Here is a 20,422-nt window from a genome sequence, read left to right as displayed (position 1 = left end):
GTGGTTTCCAATTTTAACAGCATGATGTAATGAGGCTATTATGGGCAAAAATGTTGTGGTACTTGGTACCCAATGGGGCGACGAAGGTAAAGGTAAAATCGTCGACCTGCTCACAGACCAGGCGGCTGCGGTAGTACGTTATCAAGGCGGACATAACGCAGGTCATACTCTTGTCGTAGGTGGTAAAAAGACTGTTTTGCACCTCATTCCATCAGGTATTTTACGTGAAAACGTATTGTGCTTAATTGGTAATGGTGTAGTACTTTCACCAGCCGCGTTAATTGAAGAAATGGGAATTTTGGAAGCGGAAGGTGTTCCTGTTAAAGAACGTCTACGTATTTCTCCAAACTGTCCACTCATTTTGCCTAACCATATTGCACTTGATCAGGCACGTGAAAAGAAACGTGGTAACGCTAAAATCGGTACTACAGGTCGTGGTATTGGTCCTGCTTACGAAGATAAAGTAGCTCGCCGTGCAGTGCGTGTTGCTGACCTTGTTCGTGGTGGTGCAGCATTAGAAGAAAAACTGTCTGAAATGCTTGAGTTACATAACTTCCAATTAACTCAGTTCTACGGTGTAGAAGCAGTTAAATTTGAAGATGTATTAGCTCTTTGCAACCAGTGGCGTGAAGTTCTTGCTCCATTAGTGATTGATGTGACTAAAGTGTTGCATGACTATCGCAAAGAAGGTAAAGCGGTAATGTTTGAAGGTGCTCAAGGCTCACTTCTAGACATCGATCACGGTACTTACCCGTATGTTACAAGTTCAAATACAACTGCTGGTGGCGTAAGCTCAGGTTCAGGTATGGGACCTTTACATCTTGATTATGTATTAGGTATTACTAAAGCTTATACAACACGTGTAGGGGCTGGTCCATTCCCAACTGAATTGGTTTACGATGCAGCGGCTGATTCTGGTGATCCAATTGGTAAACACCTAGGTACAGTTGGTCATGAATTTGGTGCTTCTACTGGTCGTCAACGTCGTTGTGGTTGGTTTGATGCTGAAATTCTTCGCCGTTCTGTAGATGTAAACTCTCTTTCAGGTATTTGCTTAACTAAACTTGACGTTTTAGATGGTTTAGAAGAAGTGAAAATCTGTGTGGGTTATGAAAATACAGATTCAGGTTGTGTAGGTTCTTCAGATGCGGTTTCTTTTGAATGCTTGAAGCCAATCTACGAAACTATGCCGGGTTGGAGTGAGTCAACTGTTGGTTTAACTAGTATCGACCAATTACCAGCAAATGCTTTGGCTTATGTTAAGCGTATTGAACAATTAATCGAATGTCCGATTGATATCGTTTCAACTGGTCCAGACCGTGCAGAAACAATTGTTTTACGTCACCCATTCTCTGCTTAATTAGCAAAGATTAAAAAAGGCCTCCAAACAGGGGGCTTTTTTATACCCGACTAAAGTGCAGTTTTCGTTTTATTAGATTCAGATTAAAACGTTATATATAGATAAGGAATGATGGGCTCAGGATGAAGCTGCAACCAACTATTTCAAAAACAATTTTTTATTCTTTTTTATTTGCTATTGGCGGTTCACCCACGCTGGCCATGTTGGTTATTTATGGACAGGAATATCATGAAGATTTCTTTATGACCGCTTTTATGAGCTTGTCAGTTCTGTTTGCATGCGTGTTAATTCCTGTCGTCCTCATACAAAATAGTTATTTACTCTGGAAAAGGGAAAGTTCTAATCTTGAAAACAAAGTTAAGACCTTAAGTCATGTTTATCTGGGTTTAAATGTAATCTGTTTAATTTTCTGGATTTATTTGATGACATTATCGGCTTGATCGTTACATAAATACTATGATCATGAAGAAATGAGAGATTCAAAGCATGAGTGGTATTTCTTATAATAAGTGCAAAAGAATAAACAGCTTTTTAATGATTTAGGTGATCAATGTTATGAATAAAAAACTCTTTTTGAGCTTGTGTGCTGCAAGTGTGATGACCATTTCTGGCTGTGCAACAGTAGCGGATATGGCTGGTGCAGATACTGCAACCTTAAATGCTCAATCTGCTCAAGGTTTTAATAAGATGGTGCAGGAAGCACGTGGTAAGGGTGCTCTCGATACAAGTTCTAGTACATATAACCGTATTAATGCTGTATTCAACCGTTTAAAACCATATGCCAACCAGATGAATCAGACTGGCCAGCCATTTACCTGGCAGTTAGCGGTGTTGAAGTCAGATACAATTAACGCCTACGTTGCACCTGGTGGCAAGGTAGTGTTCTATACAGGTATTGTGAATAAACTGAACCTAACAGATGCTGAAATCGCAGCTGTTATGGGCCATGAAATGACTCATGCCTTGGAAGAGCATGCGAAAAGTAAAATTGGTGCTCAAGCTTTAACTGATTTAGCTCTAGGCATTGGTTTAAGCTATGCGGGTAATAATGTAGGCCAACTTGGTACTGCTGCTGCTCAGTTGGGTACACAAGTAGGTGTGGGCTTGCCATATTCTCGTAGCTTGGAAAGTCGTGCGGACCAAGGCGGTTTAATGCTGATGGCGCGTGCAGGCTATAATCCAAATGCGGCGATTACACTTTGGGAAAAAATGAATAAGCTTGAAGGTGGCGGTGGTTCATCATTCTTGTCTACTCACCCATCTAACTCTCAGCGTATTGGTGATATGCGTAAAAACTTACCTGCGGCAATGGCAGTTTATAATAGCCGTAAATAAGATATAAAATCCTTTATAGATAAAGAAAACGGATGCTTAAGCATCCGTTTTTTGTTTAAGGAGCAGGGTTGGGTTGTTGAGTATGGATGGCCTCAATACCTTTTAGAACTTCACTTGGTAACTCAATCTCAAATGCCTGAATATTTTCTTTGAGTTGGTCTAAATTCGTAGCACCAATAATTGTGCTGGTCACGAAGAACTGTTGTTTAATAAAAGCTAAAGCCATCTGAGTTAAGCTTAGCCCATGTTTTTCTGCTAGCTGTGCATATTGTTCAGTTGCCCATTCGCTTTGAGGGTTACTGTAGCGACTAAAGCGAGGAAATAGTGTTACACGGGCATTAGCAGGACGAGCGCCATTTCTAAACTTACCCGTTAAGTAACCAAAAGCCAGAGGAGAGTAAGCGAGCAAGCCGACATCTTCATATTTAGCAATCTCTGACATCCCTATTTCATAGGTGCGGTTGAGAAGACTATACGGGTTTTGAACACTTACAAATTTACTGACACCCAGCTTTTCAGCCAAATGTAAAAATTTCATAGTGCCCCACGGGGTTTCATTTGATAAACCAATATAGCGAATACGCCCGCGATTAATCTCTTCTTGTAGAGCGAATAATGTTTCTTCTAGAGGTGTTGTGTCGTAATCATTTTGTGCTTGCTGATTGCCATAAGCGAGTGTACCAAAAAAATTGGTATGACGTTCAGGCCAATGCAGTTGATAAAGATCGATATAGTCCGTTTGGAGACGTTTAAGTGAACCATCTAGGGCTTTGGCAATATGGTCGCTGTTAAAGCGAGTATGGCCTTCTCGGATGTGGGTTCCTCCAAAGCCTGGGCCTGCAATTTTAGATGCAAGAAAGACTTTGTCACGTTGTCCGTACTGAGCAAACCAATTGCCAATAATCGTTTCAGTTGCACCGTAGGTTTCCGGTTTGGGTGGAACAGAATACATCTCTGCCGTATCCCAAAAATATAAACCATGTGCCAAGGCGTAATTGAGTTGTTCAAAAGCTTCTTGTTGGGAGTTTTGCTCGCCAAATGTCATGGTGCCTAAACAAATTTCTGGAAGTTTAAGGCCTGTGCGACTAAGTGGGTTAAATTGCATACAGCGAAATCCTTGGAAATTTTGAGTTAGCCTAACGGAGAATATGTATTCAACTTAAATCATAAAATTAGAATAGTTTGTAAGTTTTGTGTATTAACTCATTGTTGCATATAAAAAAAGCAAACCGAAGTTTGCTTTTTATTAAAAATTTAAAGAATATTATTCTTCATCGTCGTAGTCATCATCAGAAACTGGGTTTTCTTCTAATGAAGCATCAAAAATAAGAATAGCTTTACCATCAGTTTGGATCATACCTTGATCTTCTAAGGTTTTGAGTACACGGCCAACCATCTCACGTGAGCATCCAACAATACGACCAATTTCTTGACGAGTAATACGAATTTGACGACCATTCGGCAAAATCATTGCTTCTGGCTGAGAAGATAGATCGATTAAACAACGTGCAATACGGCCAGACACATCAATGAAAGCAAGATCTGTCATTTTACGTGTCGTATTTTTTAGACGGCGAACTAATTGTGCAAAAACAGCATAACTTAAATCTGGATATTGTTTGCTAAGTTCGTGGAAGTTGTCATATGAAATTTCTGCAATTTCACAGACATCACGAGTACGAACTTCGGCTGTACGTTGAGGGTTCGGTTCGAAAAGCCCCATTTCCCCAAAGAAATCGCCCGGATTCAAATATGCGACAACAATTTCACGTTCATCATCTTCACGTAAAATAATTGAAACTGAGCCTTTTAAAATTAAATATAAAGATTTTGACTCTGTTCCGGCATCAACAATTGTGGTTCGTTTTGGATATCTGTTGATGTGAGCACGTTTTAACAATGCTTTAACGGATTCAGGTAGTTGCCCCGGAGATAAAGCATCTGTGCTGAGTTGTGAAAAATTTGAAGTCATGCTTAATATGTTCCGAATAGGGTAAACAATTCACACAAGCTCGAGATGAGCTATTACACAGAAGAGATGAAATTCCTTATCAACTCATTTTATGTTAGTGTACAAAACAAGGGCCTGTTGACATTTCACAGATGGTTGCGACATAAGACAATTCTTTTAGACGTACCAAATAAGAACTATGAAATTTAGCCATTCTAAATAAATAGATCTTAACAACGGAACGTACAAAATAACTTGGTCTTGCGCTATGCCTGCGCTGCTTTAATTGCAACTCAGATTATGGCTGAAATTTCACAAACTTTATTACAAAACTGGACAAAGGATTGCCATTGTCTGGGTTTTGCGTCTTATTTGGATTAATTTTTAGCTATAACGCAATCCATAGATGAAATGTCAACAGACCCTGCTTAAATTTATAATTTTTTTTGGGTAGTTGCAATGCAAACAAGTGTACATTGGCTAGAGAATGTTGCTTTTGAAGCGAAATCGGATAGTGGGCATAGTGTCATCATGGACGGCTCACCTGAGTATGGTGGTGAAAACCGTGGTCCACGTCCTATGGAGTTATTATTAATGGGACTTGGTGGGTGTGCTTCGTTTGATATTGTGACAATTTTAAAAAAATCTCGTCAAGATGTGACGAATGTTGTATGTAACTTAAAAGCTGAGCGCGCTGACGCAATTCCGGCTGTCTTTACTAAAATCCACTTACACTTTGTGGTAACTGGTAAAGCTGTGAAAGAAAAGCAGGTCGCAAAAGCAGTTGAATTGTCTGCCGAGAAATATTGTTCAGCGAGTAAAATGCTTTCTGATGGTGGTGTGGAAATTACACATGACTTCGAAATTATTGAAGCAGAATAAAGCAGTTTTTTGATAGCTAGTAATTAAAAGAAGCTGACATGAGAGTTGGCTTTTTTATTGTCAAAAATAACTAAAAAATAATAAGGAGAATAAAAGTGAATATTCGTTTTGCGAAATCGGAAGATACTCAAACAATATGTGACTTACTCAAACAGATGGGATATCTACAACCTCTCGCTCTTATCCAAGAAAAATTTGAATTATTAAATAATGACTCTAACTCAAAAATTTTAGTTGCTGAAGAGGAGGATAAAATTTGTGGTTTTTTATCTCTCTACTTTATTCCGCAAATAGCTTTGCAAGGTGACTTTGCCAAAATATGTTATCTATGCGTTGACGAGAAGATGCGTAGCAAAGGAGTGGGACATTTACTGGTGCAAGAAGCAGAAAGGTTAGCAAGACAACGTGGTTGTGACAGAATGGAACTTCATTCTGGCATGCAAAGACCTTTGGCACATCAATTTTACCTAAGAGAAGGCTATATCGAGGCGCCAAAGTATTTTCGTAAAGCTTTAAATTAACGAGCTGTATTTAGAAAAAGCTGAGGATCTACCCGAGCATTATTAAGACTCATGCCCCAATGCAGATGAGGGCCTGTCACACGTCCAGTTTTGCCCACTAAGCCTAACGTTTCTCCTTGGCGGATGTGTTGGCCTTTCTCTACTTTAATTGCGCTTAAATGGCAGAACATGCTGATTAGACCTTGACCATGGTCAATCAAAACGGTTTGTCCATTAAAAAAATAAGATCCAGTTTGGATAACCACACCATCTGCAGGAGCAACTACTTTTTGTCCTACTGGCGCTGGAATATCTAACCCTGAGTGAGGCGCGCGTTCTTCACCATTAAAAAAGCGTTTTCTGCCAAAAGAGTTGGTAAATTTCCCTGAAGTCGGGCGTATAAATATTGGTAGGGTTTGCCATGAACTTTGTGTAAATGAGGTATACACATCATTTTGTTCTTTAGCTTCTTGAGCGTAACGGTCTAACTGACTTTGATTAGGGTTCACATAATTTTGATTAGTGACTTTAATTCGTTGTTCAGCGTAAGGATAAGACTTAACTTCTACTTGAATCGGAGCTTTATTCGTGTCGAGCTGAATACTGCCGATTGGAGTAGACAACGGAATGCCAAATACAGCATAACGCTGCTGACCTTCTTGACTGATTAAAACGGGCTTTTGTTGAAAAGTGACCTGAGTAATATCAGCACTTAGAGGAACAACTGCAATTCCACCAGGTCTTCTGGAATCTTGTGGAAGCTGAGCGATTGCCAGTGCCGAAGTAAAAAGACAAGTTGTTGTTAATATAATATGTTTAAAGTGCATTTTTCATTTCAAAACGAGTAGGAAACTAGCCAGATAAACTAAAGCTTAATTATTAAATTCTCAATGAAGACTTTGTGAAAAGTGTAGTATGAATAAGCATGAATTTAAATAATCAAGCATTTTAATAAAATGTAGCTGAACTGTACTTGAAATATATACAAAACAATCCCATATTATAATGGAGTTTTACTCATTGTTATTTAAATAACATTATGAAAAATATATAAAAATTTATTTGAAATCCGAAGAAGTGTTCCCATCTATTAGACAAGTACAAATTTGTTGTGAGGAATAACAAGAATGCGTTTTGAAAAATTTACAAACCGCTTGCAGCAAGCCCTCTCAGATGCTCAATCTTTAGCGATGGGTAAAGACCATACTGCTATTGCAGGTATTCATATTTTGTCTACCTTATTAGAAGAGCCATCAAATATTAGTTTGTTGCAACAAGCAGGTGCGCGCTTACCTGAACTTAAACAAAAGCTTGAGCAAGCTATAAAAGATGCGCCGACTATTGCCAATCCAACAGGTGATGTCAACTTAAACCCAGAAGCGGTTAAAGCGCTTAATTTGGCAGACAGATATGCGCAAAAAGCAGGTGATGAATTTTTATCAACTGACTGGGTTTTATTAGGCTTGGCAGAGACTGGCGAAACTAAAAATATTTTAAGTGCGGTAGGTGTAACTCCCGACAGCTTACGCAAAGTAATTGAACATATTCGAGGTAATGACAAAGTCATGAGTAATAATCACGAAGACCAACGTGACTCACTTAATAAATATACGATTGATTTAACTGAGCGGGCTTTATCTGGAAAACTTGATCCTGTGATTGGGCGTGATGATGAAATTCGCCGTACCATTCAGGTGTTATCGCGTCGTACCAAAAACAACCCTGTTCTTATTGGTGAGCCGGGTGTAGGTAAAACTGCTATTGTTGAAGGTTTGGCACAGCGTATTGTGAATGGCGAAGTGCCAGAGGGATTAAAAAATAAACGTGTTTTATCCCTCGACTTAGGTTCATTACTGGCTGGTGCTAAATATCGTGGTGAGTTTGAAGAACGTTTAAAAGCTGTTTTAAAAGACTTGGCAAAACACGAAGGTGAAATCATCCTGTTTATTGATGAGTTACATACACTCGTAGGTGCAGGTAAAGGTGATGGCGCGATGGATGCAGGGAATATGTTAAAACCTGCGTTGGCTCGTGGTGAATTGCGCTGTGTGGGTGCAACAACCTTAGATGAATATCGCCAATATATTGAAAAAGATGCGGCCTTAGAGCGTCGTTTCCAAAAAGTACTAGTTGATGAACCAAGTGTTGAAGATACGATTGCAATTTTGCGTGGTCTAAAAGAGAAATATGCCACTCACCATGGTGTGCAAATTTTAGACTCTGCGATTATTGCTGCGGCGAAAATGTCTCATCGCTATATCACCGACCGTCAATTACCGGACAAGGCAATTGATTTGATTGATGAGGCAGCTTCTCGTATTAAAATGGAGATTGACTCTAAACCTGAAGCGCTTGATAAACTTGATCGCCGTTTAATTCAGTTAAAAATGCAATTGGAAGCGGTGAAAAAAGATGAAGATGTCGGCAGCAAAGCTGAAGTCACTCATCTTGAAAAACAGATTGCTGAAGTCGAGAAAGAATACAACGATCTTGAAGAAATCTGGAAGTCTGAAAAAACTTTGGTAGAAGGTACTAAACAGGCTCAGGTTGAACTTGATAAAGCCCGTATTGCTTTTGAAAAAGCTCAGCGTGAAGGTGATTTGGCAGAGGCAGCACGTTTACAGTATGGCGTAATTCCAGAGCTTCAAAAACAACTGGAGCAAGATGAAGTTGCAGAAGAGAACGAAGAGCCAAAACTCATTCGTACTAAAGTAACTGAAAATGAAATTGCTGAAGTTGTTAGTGCTGCAACAGGAATTCCGGTTGCTAAAATGATGCAAGGCGAGCGTGAAAAGCTTCTTAATATGGAAGAGTTTTTACATGATCGTGTTGTTGGGCAAGATGAAGCGGTCGTAGCTGTATCGAATGCGGTTCGTCGTTCACGTGCAGGCTTGTCTGACCCGAATCGTCCTAGTGGTTCATTCTTATTCTTGGGTCCAACTGGTGTTGGTAAAACAGAATTGACCAAAGCACTGGCTAACTTCTTGTTTGACAGTGATGATGCCATGATTCGTATCGACATGAGTGAATTCATGGAGAAACATTCGGTGAGTCGTTTGGTTGGTGCACCTCCGGGTTATGTGGGTTATGAAGAAGGTGGTGTTTTAACTGAAGCTGTCCGCCGTAAACCTTATAGTGTGGTGTTGTTTGATGAGGTTGAAAAAGCGCATCCCGATGTATTCAATATCTTGCTACAAGTGTTGGATGATGGACGCTTAACAGACTCACAAGGTCGAGTAGTCGACTTTAAAAATACGGTCATTGTGATGACCTCGAACTTAGGTTCACAAGATGTACGTGAACTAGGTGAGGGTGCAACAGACGATGAAGTGCGTACTATTGTAATGAATGCAGTAAGTCAGCATTTCCGTCCGGAATTTATTAACCGGATTGATGAGCTTGTGATTTTCCATTCACTCAAAAAAGCACAAATTCGTGGCATTGCCGATATTCAGTTGGATCGTTTACGTTCACGTCTTGTTGATCGTGACATGAGTTTAACTGTAGATGACACTGCCTTTGATTTATTGATTGATGCTGGCTTCGACCCTGTCTATGGCGCGCGTCCATTAAAACGTGCGATTCAACAACAGATTGAAAACACATTAGCTCAAAAAATCTTGTCGGGTGATTTTGTTGCAGGTGATACCATTTTAGTTAAAGGCGAAAATGGGCATTTAGTCTTCGATAAAATGAAACTCAGCTAAGCTTGTTCTGCTAAAACCGAAAAGAGAATATGGAAACATATTCTCTTTTTTATTTTCTATAGAGTTGGCACTGACGTACAGACCTAAGATAAAAATCTATAAAACAACGTGAATCTTCACAAAATACGTGTGAAATACTTCAGATTTTAAAATGATCAATGTTAATGGTCGGGAAGTCTATTTATAAGATTGCGACATGTTTAAAAAATTGTTAATTTTGTTCGATATAACGAACAATAACAATTTAGGATAGATGCAATGAACAATAAACAAGGATCTGCACTGTGTGTTTTGGGCCTTATTACGCTGATACCAATGAATGTTTTGGCAGCGCAGCCTCTGAGTGAAGGGGCATTAGCGACACAAACTGGAGCGGTAAATGCAGCTTTACCTGTAATTATTGCGAAAGCTCAAGACGATGCTAAGAAACCTGTGGTAGAACAACAACAAGCACGTCAGGCATTGGGCGATAATTATTTACAGCAAGTTCGATGGGATGCGCTTAGAACTAGCGTACTTTCTCCTTATCAAGAACAAAAACAAAATCATGTTTTAGATAGTAAAGAAAAGAAGAAACTGGAAATGATTGCGTTACCCGAAAGAGCAGACCGCTTTACCAAATATGATTTTGAATCAAAAAATGTTCATGGTGAGGTTATTATTACCGTGAAGTAATAATAACCTTTAATCTTATTAATATTGATCTAGACTAGGATGCTGGATTTTCCAAGCACGGTGGATTTTCTGATTACGTTTAAAATCAAGTCCAATCGTTTCAGAAGTGATTTCTTCAACCTGAAAAATAGCTTCAATCTCTTCATCCATCTCGAAACCACGATAGTTGTTTGAGAAATAGAGCGTTCCTTCACTGTTTAATCGGTTCATTGCACGTTTAATGAGTGAAACATGGTCACGTTGAACGTCGAAAGTACCATAGAATTTTTTCGAGTTTGAGAATGTCGGTGGATCGATAAAAATAAGATCGTATTGTTCATGACCTTCTTTTAACCATTCAAAACAGTCGCTCGCAAAGAACATGTGCTGTTCATCTGCATGATCTACAGTAAGACCGTTTAAAACGAAGTTTTCTTTTGACCAGCTTAAGTAGGTATTAGATAAGTCTACACTTGTCGTGCTTGCAGCACCGCCTAAAGCAGCATGTAAGCTTGCTGTAGACGTATAACTATATAAGTTCAAGAAGTGCTTACCACGAGCTTCTTGAGCAATACGTAAACGCATTTGACGGTGGTCAAGGAATAAACCTGTATCTAGGTAATCTGTTAGATTCACTAAAATTTTAGCTTTACCTTCTTGAACGATAAAACGTTTTGAAGCTGTACTTTGTTTCGTATATTGATTAGTACCTGTTTGGCGCGCACGTGTCTTAATAAAGATGGCATCGCGGTTTAAACCGGTAACAGCACGAATCGCAGCGAGTGCCAAATTAAAACGTTTTTTTGCTTTTTCAGGATCAATCGTTTTTGGTGGTGCATATTCCTGAACATGTAAGCGATCGCCATATAAATCTACAGCGACATTAAAGTCAGGTAAGTCTGCATCATACAAACGTAAGCAATAAACATTTTCTTTGGTTGCCCATTTTTTCAAGGCAGTCATATTTTTTTGCAGACGGTTAGCAAAATCTTGAGCTTCTTCCATTTCAATAGGTTGAGCTTGCCAAGTTGCTAAAAATGGCTGAGTTACTTTTTCTGGCTTAATTGAACCAAAACGAATGTAAATTGGTAACTTACCATTCATTAAACGTAAGGTTTCAGGTGCTTCAAATGCTAAAACATCGGCTTGTTCAATTTGAGCTGCAATAATAGCTGCATATTGATTTGGGAAATGTTTTTGTAGAAGTGCAGATAAACCTAAGTAAAGAGAGCGGTTAGAGGCTTTATCACCTAAACGTTCACCGTATGGAGGGTTTGTCACAATAAATGCAGTTTTGCCTTCAGTAGAAAAATCAGGCCAGTCAGCTAAAGTACGTTCTTCAATTTGAATTTGACCTAATACTTTTTCAAAGCCCGCCGCAATAATATTTTCACGAGTCGCTTTTACCGCTTCCCAATCTGCATCGTAGGCATAAAATTTAGGTAAAGGTAATTCTAGCGCCTTTTCATGACGTTCTGCTGCTTCAGCTTTAAGTGAAAGCCAAAGTTCGCGATCATGACCATGCCAACCATTAAAACCAAAACGGCGAACAAGTCCTGGTGCACGGTCAGTCAAAATCATTAATGCTTCAATAATAAATGTACCTGAACCACACATTGGGTCGAGCACGATCTCTGGCTTACGTTGCTGAAGCTGAGCTTTTTGCAAGATTGCCGCAGCAAGATTTTCTTTAATTGGCGCATCCGTCATATAACGACGGTAACCACGTTTATGTAATGAATCACCAGATAAATCTAGGCAGTAGGTATGTTCAGTTTTACCTGCTAAAACATAGAGCGTAATTTCTGGTTGTTTGGTGTCAATGCTTGGACGACGACCTACAGCTTCCATAAAGGAATCGACAACACCATCTTTTGCTCGAAGTGTTGCAAATTGAGTGTTAACCTTAATTTCACGCTCTGCATGTAAACGAATTGCAAAAGTACTTTGTGGTGCAAAAATAAGTGACCAGTCAAAGCTAATTGCACCTTCATAAAGCTCTTCAGCTACATCACGTGCATCGTGTGTATGTTCAAGTTCATAAGTATGAATTGGAAGTAAAACACGAGAAGCAAGACGCGACCACATACAGATGCGGTAAGCATGTTCAAGCGTTCCTTCAATGATTAAACGTCCTGCTTTACGTTCTGTCACTTTGGTGCCAAGCTGTTCTATTTCTTCTTGTAAAAGGGCTTCTAAACCATCAGCACAAGTAATCCAATAGTGGTTTAAACGTAAAGAGGTATTCATAAACTCGATTGACCAAAACATATAAATATTAACGATGCAAAGTTTAACTTATTTTGATGTATAAAGGTTTTTAAATTATTGCAACCTATCACAAACCAACCAATAAACTGATTTTTATAGATTAATACAGTAAAAGTGGTATGTATTTTGCTAACTCTATCCTATCAATGGTTATTTATTTAACAAGCAAAGCTATTTTTTAACCATTTTATTATTTTAAAGTGATGGGGTAATAATAAATGAAAGACATGATGGGGAATGGTTTTATTGCCAATGCAGATGCTTTCTCGGTAGCCACACAGATCTATGTACGCATGCGTAGAGTAACGGGGCGGGTAATAGATGCAATGTACATGGTTCAAAATAAAGATTATGCAAAATATGTCATTGCGCTTGCACTAGAAACTGAAGATGACGAATTAAAACGATGTGTTGAGCGATTGAAATCGTTGCTTGATACAATATCTGAGCCTTCTCAAAAAGAAAAAATTGCTGCTATAAAAGTCGAAGAAGAGTCAGAAATTACCGCCGAAGATATTTATCGGGCACAAGTTCCACACCATTACATTGGTGCATTAAGGTAATTGCCAATAAGGTTCTAAATTTTCTGGTCAATTTAGGGCCTTATTCTGTAAAGTTCTTCTGCGAAAAGAGCGGAATTCAGCTACACTATGCACGTTTTCGCGATTCGACCCATAGGAATCCATTATGCATATTGCAGCGTTGCATCAACCGAGCCAGGTTCAGCTCAATCAAGACGGAAATTTAAAACATTTTTTAACGATTGAGGGACTTTCAAAAGAAAACCTCACCAAGATTTTAGATACCGCACAAAGCTTTTTAGATGATAATAATAATTTAATTAACCGTCCGCTCTTAGAGGGATTAACGGTTATGAATCTCTTCTTTGAAAATTCCACCCGTACCCGTACTACTTTTGAAGCAGCAGCTAAACGTTTGTCTGCCAATGTATTGAACATTGATATTGCACGTTCAAGTACTTCAAAAGGTGAAACTCTCCGCGATACGCTCTGGAACCTTGAAGCAATGGCAGCGGATATTTTTGTTGTTCGCCATTCATCTTCGGGTGCTGCACATTTCATTGCTAAAGATGTATGTCCAAAAGTCGCAATTATTAATGCAGGGGATGGCCGTCATGCACATCCAACGCAAGCGATGCTCGATATGCTGACGATTCGCCGTGAAACTAAAAAACCGTTTGAAGATTTAAGTGTTGCCATTATTGGTGACATTAAACACTCTCGTGTTGCTCGTTCAGATGTGGCTGCACTGCAAACATTGGGCTGTAAAGATATTCGTGTGATTGCACCGAATACATTATTGCCGGTGGGCTTTTCTGAATATGGCGAGCATGTTCGCTTATTCAACAACATGGATGCTGGAATTGCAGATTGTGATGTAATTATTGCTTTACGTATTCAAAATGAGCGTATTGACTCTCCAGCATTATCTTCACAGTCTGAATTTTACAGAATGTATGGTTTAAACAAAGAACGTCTTGGTTTAGCTAAACCGGACTGTATCGTGATGCACCCGGGACCGATGAATCGTGGTGTAGAAATTGATTCAAGTGTTGCTGATGGAGACCAGTCGGTTATTTTGAAACAAGTAACTAATGGTATTGCAGTTCGTATGGCTGTATTGGCGTTATCAATGCAAGGCCAACTCCAAGAGCAAGGTTTAATTGAAGCGATTACGTTGTAAGGAATGGATCACATGAGTATTGTAAAAATTGAAAATGTACGTGTGTTAGACCCAATCCAGAAAACTGACAGCGTACAAACTGTATATCTTGAAAATGGCAAGTTGGTTGCTCCGGTAGAGCAAGTTGAACAAACCATTGATGGACAAGGTAAATGGTTAATGCCAACCATGGTTGATTTGTGTGCGCGTTTACGTGAACCGGGTCAACAACAGCATGGGACATTAAAGTCGGAAGGCAAGGCAGCACGTGGCAATGGTATTTTGCATGTCATTACTCCACCTGACTCAAAGCCGATTGTACAAGACAATGGTGCGCTTATTCATGGCTTGATTGAAAAGGCATGGCATGATGGTGGCATTCACATGCATATCATTGGTGCCCAAACCCAAGGCTTAAATGGTAAACAACCTGCAAATATGGCGGGCCTGAAAAAAGGTGGTTGTACTGCTGTTTCTAACGCGAATGCTGCTTTTGAAAATGATGATGTGGTTATTCGTACCTTGGAATATGCAGCGGGTCTCGGATTAACAGTCGTGTTTTATGCCGAAGAGCCTCAAATTGCTAAAGACGGATGTGCACACGAAGGCTTTATTGCTTCTCGCCAAGGTTTGCCAATGATTCCTGCAATTGCTGAAACTGTAGCAATTGCAAAGTATCTGCTTATGATTGAAGCAACTGGTGTAAAAGCGCACTTTGGTTTGTTGTCGTGTGGTGCATCAGTTGAATTAATTCGTGCAGCAAAAGCAAAGGGTTTACCTGTAACTGCCGATGTCGCAATGCATCAGTTGCATTTAACTGAACATTTAACGGATGGTTTCAATTCGCTTGCGCATGTTCGTCCACCATTGCGTTCTGAGCAAGATAAAGAACTTTTACGTCAAGGCTTAAAAGAAGGCGTGATTGATGCGATTTGTACGCATCATGAGCCTTTAAGCAGTTCTGCAAAAATGGCGCCGTTTGCTGAAACTCAACCGGGAATTACCGCTTTTGATACCTATGTATCTTTAGGTATTCAGCTTATTAATGAAGGTTTATTCGAACCTTTAGAGTGGGTTGAAAAAGTGACCAGCGTGCCTGCGCAGGTTGCTAATATGACTACGCGTTGGAAAGATGAAGCAGGATGGGTATTAGTAGATCCTGAATTAAGCTGGACGGTAAGCAAAGAAACTATTTTATCACAAGGGAAAAACACCCCATTATTGGGTCAAAACCTTACGGGTAAAGTACTTCAAACTTTTGCTAATTGATCAAACGCTTAGTTAAATTAAATTTAAAATATAAACAGGTAGATCAATGAGGTCTACCTGTTTTGTAAATAATAGATGGAAATTTGTATATAAATTATTTAAAAAACAACAAAAGATTGAGCACGGATTAGAATAAAAAACTATCAGCAAAGAGAAGTATTTGAATAATCAAAAGTTGCTGGTTACGACTTATAAGATTCGGGAGAATAATCAATGTCGATAAACCCTATAGAACTGCTTAAAGAAAAAGTATCATCAACATTATTAAATAACCAGGACGGATACCTAGGCGAAAAATCGAATGCTTTATCTAAGTTTTATCCCATTTTACTTTCATTATTAGCTGCTAAACCTGATCTTATTGGACAATTAAAAAACAGTTTGGCTCCCTCGTTATCAGACCTTTTTTCTCATAATGACCAAATCAAGAATACTGTACTGACTCATTTAAGTGGTACAGCACCAAATAATGAAATCGAAAGCACACTTAACAGTGCAATTAAACCTAGCCTTAATGCAATTTCGGATGTTGCCGGAAATGATCAACAGAGTATTGTGAATTATTTACGTCAGCACGCAGAAACCATTCGTTCGCATTTACCGGGATGGGCAGTAGGTCTATTAGCTCCTTTAGGACTTGGTGCAGGTTTATCTTCAGTTCCACATGCAACTTCAGCAGCCCCGCCATTAGCTGCAGCCAGCGAAAAAACAGGCAAATCTCGTGGGTTCCTCCCTATTATTGCCTTAATTATTTTGGGTCTTATCATTGCTTGGTTATGGCGTTCTTGCCAGCATAAAGAAGCTGTACCAGCACCTGAACCTACGGCTGCTAGTGGTGTTGAAGCAACTACTGCAGCCGCGCCTGCGAGTTTAACTTTAAGTACAGATGATAAAGGTGCTGTGAGCCAGTGTCAGGCAGGTATTGGTGATCAAGGATTCTTAGCAACATTACAAACCCAAGTTAAGCAAGTTTTCTCATCAACTCAAGATTGTAATGTGGATACTAGTCAAACTTATGCGGCTGGATTTACAGACAAAGATGCGCTGGCGGGCGTACTTGGTGCATTAAAAGGTGTGCCAAATGCATCTTTAGAATGGATAGGTGACAAAATTACTTTGAAAGCAGGTGATGCAGCAGCTTTAGCAGCATTAACCGCAAAAGTAAAAGCACTTGTTCCTCACACTGAAGTCGTTTCTACAGCACCAGAAACAACTGAACAGTCTGTAAGTAATAGCTTAACTGCTTCGCAAACTGCTTTGGGCTCAATTGACCCGAACAATGTCGATGTAAATGCGTTAGTGAAAGCGCTTAACTTGCAAATCATTAATTTTGCGAGTGGCTCTAGTGACATTCCGGCAGATAACAAAGCTATTCTTGATCAAGCTGCAACACTTTTAAATAAAGTAAGCGGTGTGAAATTAAATGTAGGCGGTCATACTGACTCGACTGGTAATGCTGCGGCAAATAAAGCTTTATCACAACGCCGTGCTCAAGCTGTGGTCGACTATTTAACATCTAAAGGTGTAGATGGGTCTAAATTAGTTGCACAAGGTCATGGCTCTGATCAACCAGTTGCAGAGAACACGACAGAAGAAGGGCGTTTTAAAAACCGTCGTATTGAGTTTTCAGTAGCTCAATAATGCTCTGATGAATTAAAAAATTAGTTATTTTAATTTGAAAAAAGCTTCTCATTTTGAGAAGCTTTTTTGTTGAAACAAATAGTGTTGGATTGATATGAAAATCAGTTTGGTGGGAAGTGGGCGAGTTGCCTTTCATTTGGCAAAAGTACTTTTGGCTCAAGGTCATCACATCGTACAAGTCTATGCGCGTGATTTTGAGAAGACCCAGAAATTTGCAGAGAAAATCCAAGCAAAAGCCTGTCAGTCTCTTCGCGAATTTCAACCGACTGAGTTAATTATTCTGGCAGTTTCAGATAGTGCAATTGCAGAGCTTGTAAAACAAGTTCATGAATTCTTTCCTGACACACTTATTGTTCATACCTCGGGCAGTACTGATATTGAAGTCATCAGTCATGTACATAAAAAAGCAGGGGTGTTTTATCCATTACAAACATTTAGCTTAGAAAGAGATGTTGTTTGGTCTGCAACGCCGTTATTTGTTGAAGCAATAAGAGATGTCGATCAGGAGCTACTTTCAGATTTAGCAAATAGCCTAAGTAACCGAGTATATCAATATACTTCAAAACAACGTTTAACTTTACACTTAGCGGCTGTGTTCGCTTGTAATTTTAGTAATTACTGTTTTGATATGGCAAAACAGGTTGTAGATAAAGAGCAGGTGGACTTTAGCTTGCTCTATCCTTTAATTTTGGAAACAGCTAAAAAAGCGACTGAGAATGATCCAAAGCAAATGCAAACTGGGCCTGCGGTAAGGGGAGATCATAATATCTTGGCAATGCATCAAGACTTATTGGCTAAAGCAAATCGAGATGATTTAAAACAGGTGTATCAACTTTTAAGTGATGGCATTTTGAAGCGCCATCACTCAGCTTAAAGCTTATTTTTAAAATTAAGGTTCGCCGTTATTGCCCCATTTTAAGAAGCCAGCACGCTGATTTAACAGTTCAAAATATTGGTCGACATGCTTAAGCGTTGGATGGTTAAAAGGAGTGGCTTTCCAGCGCTGTACAGATAGACCAATTGGAATATCCGCTAGAGTGAACTCAGTACCTGCAACATAGGCCTGAGTTTTTTCGAGTTGTTGATCAAGAATCTGCATATGATGATTCCAGTCATCAATACCTTGTTGTAATAAGTTTGGATCTTGATGATCTGGAGAATGTCTAAGTAGAGACATAATCGTATAAGTCCAGCTGTTATTCAGCTCGATCGCTTGCCAGTCAATCCACTGGTCAACAAAGAATCTTTCTTTAGCTTGAGAAGGGTAAAGCTGATGTTCTTTATCGTAAGCATTTGCCAAATAACGGATAATACTGTTGGACTGCCAAAGGACTAAATCGCCATCTAAAACAACCGGAATTTGTCCATTTGGGTTTAATTGTAAATATTCAGGTGATTGAGCAGAGCGAAAGCCTCGTCCCCAATCTTCTCTTTCATATTCAAGATTTAGTTCTTCACACAGCCATAAGACTTTGCGAACATTAATGGAGTTATCGCGCCCTAAAATTTTTAACATATTGTTTTCTGACTTTTCGTGAGTTTAAGTAATTAGTTAGTGAAGCGTTCATTCTTATATCTTTAACATGATTTATGAATATTAATAAGTCTAGAGAATAAATAAAGTGGTATTTAAAGAAAATTATATTGCTTGTGAGTTTTTTGTTTTGAGGGTGGATTAAAGAAGGATTTAACATACCTCAAGAGTTACTTGGAAACAAAATGAGCATCCGCTCCTTAAGTTGTCTGTATCCGCTTTTATCAGGTAATAAAAAACCGCACTTCGGCGGTTTTTTGAATTTTGGTTTATCTACATTGGTTCTCTGGCTTGTGTAATTGCTCACGCAGCCATTCAGAATCTTCCTGTAGATTTTCTTTAGTATATCCCATTGTTCTAACCTCTTCTGAGGCTGATTCATATTCTTTAAATCTACTTAAGATAAAGTCAAAAAGTTCAATATTTTCTTTCCATCCTTTGCAATCAAGAGCTTTGAGTTTATTAGACCTAACAAGATCTTCTTGCTCAGTTTTTGCTTCTGTGGAAATGATTTGATTTCTGTCCGATTGTGTTTGAATGTATCGTTCCATTAACTTGTAATATTTAAGTTCAAAGTCTTCTTGAGTTGAGGCAAAGCAGCCACTTGAGACAATTATGCAAATTAGAAATGTGAAAAGCTTCATTGTTATTTCTGTTTGGTTAAAATGATGGTTATTATTATATTTATATAACTAATAATTCAAAAGTTATTTTCATTTAACTCTTTATGCTCAGCTAATTTTTAATTCTACTTTTTCACTAGATTGGTTTTAAAATAAAAAGGCTTAGTTTATTACTAAGCCTTTTTTTTATTATTTACTTAATCTTTTTAAAGATAAAGTCATTAATTTTATGACCTGACTCAATACCACGACGTTCGAACTTAGTGATTGGACGCCAGTCTGGACGAGGGTAACTGTTGCCTTTACCCGCCAAGTTCTCAAGATCTGGACGATTATCTAAAATATCAAGCATCCATTCCGCATACGGTTCCCAATCTGTTGCTGCGTGGAATGTGCCACCAAGCTCAAGTTTCTGTTCAACCAATTGCATACGTTCATGAATAACAAAACGGCGTTTGAAATGACGTTTCTTTTGCCAAGGGTCTGGGAAGTAAAGTTGTACGCAGTTAATACTGTTGTCTGGCATTTCACGTAAAACCTGAATTGCGTCTGCATCAAGTACACGTAAGTTTTTAAGTTCTGCCATACCAGCTTCATAAAGACACTGAGCAATACCAGGTACGTGGACTTCAATACCCACATAGTTACGTTCAGGGTTTGCTTTTGCCATAAGCACTAATGAACGACCCATACCAAAACCGATTTCAACAGTTAAAGGACGTTCTGGATGTTCGAAGTGTTGGCGTAAGTCACCAACAGGATATTCCAAAATTAAATCGCGATGTTGTTCTAATGCCGTGCGTTGAGACGTATTAAGGGGTGCTGAACGACGCATAAACGTCACAATTTCACGGTGTTCAGGCAAATTATCTAAGTCTGCAATTTGCGTTTCTAACTGATCGATCGACATAACCTTGGCAATATTGAAATTCAAATGCGGTATTTTAAGTCTTCATGTGGTCAAGTCAAATGTTTCGGTGTTTTTCTTCATGTAGATGTCATGTTCAATATT

At 39.0% G+C, this 20,422-nt stretch carries 20 protein-coding genes; 13 read left to right on the top strand and 7 right to left on the bottom strand.

Annotated elements, in window-relative coordinates:
• Positions 1–40: 40 nt before the first annotated feature.
• From POD11_RS01570 to POD11_RS01560, 3 genes are all read left to right on the top strand, one after another.
• Positions 41–1,360 (top strand): adenylosuccinate synthase, encoded by a 1,320-nt coding sequence (locus tag POD11_RS01570; protein ID WP_044101722.1) that lies wholly within the window; start codon positions 41–43, stop codon positions 1,358–1,360.
• Positions 1,361–1,482: 122 nt separating this feature from the next.
• Entirely contained in the window at positions 1,483–1,800 is a 318-nt protein-coding gene (locus POD11_RS01565; RefSeq protein ID WP_262456070.1) for a hypothetical protein, read from the top strand.
• A 115-nt stretch (positions 1,801–1,915) separates the two neighbouring features.
• Positions 1,916–2,695 (top strand): M48 family metallopeptidase, encoded by a 780-nt coding sequence (locus tag POD11_RS01560; RefSeq protein WP_016143296.1) that lies wholly within the window; start codon positions 1,916–1,918, stop codon positions 2,693–2,695.
• Positions 2,696–2,750: 55 nt separating this feature from the next.
• Here the strand turns inward: POD11_RS01560 and POD11_RS01555 are convergent, their stop codons facing one another.
• Positions 2,751–3,800: an NADP(H)-dependent aldo-keto reductase gene (locus POD11_RS01555; RefSeq protein ID WP_262456069.1), complete on the bottom strand. Its 1,050-nt coding sequence runs from the start codon at positions 3,798–3,800 to the stop codon at positions 2,751–2,753.
• Positions 3,801–3,959: 159 nt separating this feature from the next.
• Positions 3,960–4,667, bottom strand: coding sequence for a cAMP-activated global transcriptional regulator CRP (gene crp / locus POD11_RS01550; RefSeq protein ID WP_016141682.1), 708 nt, complete (start codon positions 4,665–4,667; stop codon positions 3,960–3,962).
• Positions 4,668–4,907: 240 nt separating this feature from the next.
• Between crp and POD11_RS01545 the strand changes: the two genes are divergently transcribed.
• The 3 genes from POD11_RS01545 (at position 4,908) to POD11_RS01535 (ending at position 6,049) form a co-directional block, all read left to right on the top strand.
• Positions 4,908–5,027 carry a hypothetical protein gene (locus POD11_RS01545; RefSeq protein ID WP_002121587.1) on the top strand — a complete coding sequence of 40 codons (120 nt, stop codon included), beginning with the start codon at positions 4,908–4,910 and terminating at the stop codon, positions 5,025–5,027.
• 78 nt (positions 5,028–5,105) lie between these two features.
• On the top strand, positions 5,106–5,528 hold the full coding sequence (locus POD11_RS01540; protein ID WP_004642007.1) for an OsmC family protein: 423 nt from the start codon (positions 5,106–5,108) through the stop codon (positions 5,526–5,528).
• A 95-nt stretch (positions 5,529–5,623) separates the two neighbouring features.
• Positions 5,624–6,049, top strand: coding sequence for a GNAT family N-acetyltransferase (locus POD11_RS01535; protein WP_239968021.1), 426 nt, complete (start codon positions 5,624–5,626; stop codon positions 6,047–6,049).
• Here POD11_RS01535 and POD11_RS01530 read toward each other — a convergent pair.
• Complete coding sequence (locus POD11_RS01530) at positions 6,046–6,855, bottom strand: peptidoglycan DD-metalloendopeptidase family protein (protein WP_262456068.1); 810 nt, start codon at positions 6,853–6,855, stop codon at positions 6,046–6,048. The genes POD11_RS01535 and POD11_RS01530 overlap by 4 nt on opposite strands.
• Before the next feature lie 300 nt (positions 6,856–7,155).
• Between POD11_RS01530 and clpB the strand changes: the two genes are divergently transcribed.
• Entirely contained in the window at positions 7,156–9,735 is a 2,580-nt protein-coding gene (gene clpB, locus POD11_RS01525) for an ATP-dependent chaperone ClpB (RefSeq protein WP_005070314.1), read from the top strand.
• Positions 9,736–9,993: 258 nt separating this feature from the next.
• Positions 9,994–10,410, top strand: coding sequence for a hypothetical protein (locus tag POD11_RS01520; RefSeq protein ID WP_239975731.1), 417 nt, complete (start codon positions 9,994–9,996; stop codon positions 10,408–10,410).
• Between the two features lie 18 nt (positions 10,411–10,428).
• On the opposite strand, the gene rlmKL is transcribed toward POD11_RS01520, so the two are convergent.
• Positions 10,429–12,639 carry a bifunctional 23S rRNA (guanine(2069)-N(7))-methyltransferase RlmK/23S rRNA (guanine(2445)-N(2))-methyltransferase RlmL gene (rlmKL, locus tag POD11_RS01515; RefSeq protein WP_262456067.1) on the bottom strand — a complete coding sequence of 737 codons (2,211 nt, stop codon included), beginning with the start codon at positions 12,637–12,639 and terminating at the stop codon, positions 10,429–10,431.
• A 239-nt stretch (positions 12,640–12,878) separates the two neighbouring features.
• Between rlmKL and POD11_RS01510 the strand changes: the two genes are divergently transcribed.
• The 5 genes from POD11_RS01510 (at position 12,879) to POD11_RS01490 (ending at position 18,127) form a co-directional block, all read left to right on the top strand.
• Positions 12,879–13,223, top strand: a complete 345-nt coding sequence (locus tag POD11_RS01510; protein ID WP_262456066.1) for a hypothetical protein — start codon at positions 12,879–12,881, stop codon at positions 13,221–13,223.
• A 124-nt stretch (positions 13,224–13,347) separates the two neighbouring features.
• Positions 13,348–14,364: an aspartate carbamoyltransferase catalytic subunit gene (locus tag POD11_RS01505; protein WP_016141676.1), complete on the top strand. Its 1,017-nt coding sequence runs from the start codon at positions 13,348–13,350 to the stop codon at positions 14,362–14,364.
• A 12-nt stretch (positions 14,365–14,376) separates the two neighbouring features.
• Positions 14,377–15,612 carry a dihydroorotase gene (locus POD11_RS01500; RefSeq protein ID WP_262456064.1) on the top strand — a complete coding sequence of 412 codons (1,236 nt, stop codon included), beginning with the start codon at positions 14,377–14,379 and terminating at the stop codon, positions 15,610–15,612.
• Positions 15,613–15,825: 213 nt separating this feature from the next.
• On the top strand, positions 15,826–17,253 hold the full coding sequence (locus POD11_RS01495) for an OmpA family protein (protein WP_239968028.1): 1,428 nt from the start codon (positions 15,826–15,828) through the stop codon (positions 17,251–17,253).
• 94 nt (positions 17,254–17,347) lie between these two features.
• Positions 17,348–18,127 (top strand): Rossmann-like and DUF2520 domain-containing protein, encoded by a 780-nt coding sequence (locus POD11_RS01490; protein WP_262456063.1) that lies wholly within the window; start codon positions 17,348–17,350, stop codon positions 18,125–18,127.
• A 15-nt stretch (positions 18,128–18,142) separates the two neighbouring features.
• Here the strand turns inward: POD11_RS01490 and POD11_RS01485 are convergent, their stop codons facing one another.
• From POD11_RS01485 to trmB, 3 genes are all read right to left on the bottom strand, one after another.
• Positions 18,143–18,769 (bottom strand): glutathione S-transferase family protein, encoded by a 627-nt coding sequence (locus POD11_RS01485; protein ID WP_262456062.1) that lies wholly within the window; start codon positions 18,767–18,769, stop codon positions 18,143–18,145.
• Positions 18,770–19,056: 287 nt separating this feature from the next.
• The gene (locus POD11_RS01480) at positions 19,057–19,431 is read right to left on the bottom strand and encodes a hypothetical protein (RefSeq protein ID WP_016141671.1); all 375 of its coding nucleotides are present in this window, start codon (positions 19,429–19,431) and stop codon (positions 19,057–19,059) included.
• A 172-nt stretch (positions 19,432–19,603) separates the two neighbouring features.
• The gene (trmB, locus tag POD11_RS01475) at positions 19,604–20,320 is read right to left on the bottom strand and encodes a tRNA (guanosine(46)-N7)-methyltransferase TrmB (RefSeq protein ID WP_163119994.1); all 717 of its coding nucleotides are present in this window, start codon (positions 20,318–20,320) and stop codon (positions 19,604–19,606) included.
• Positions 20,321–20,422 lie beyond the last annotated feature (102 nt).

The organism is Acinetobacter sp. P1(2023), from assembly GCF_028367635.1.
In the GTDB taxonomy this organism is placed as follows: domain Bacteria; phylum Pseudomonadota; class Gammaproteobacteria; order Pseudomonadales; family Moraxellaceae; genus Acinetobacter; species Acinetobacter pittii_E.
Note: the sequence above shows the minus strand (reverse complement) of the source record. Positions and strands in the feature narration are given on the sequence as shown.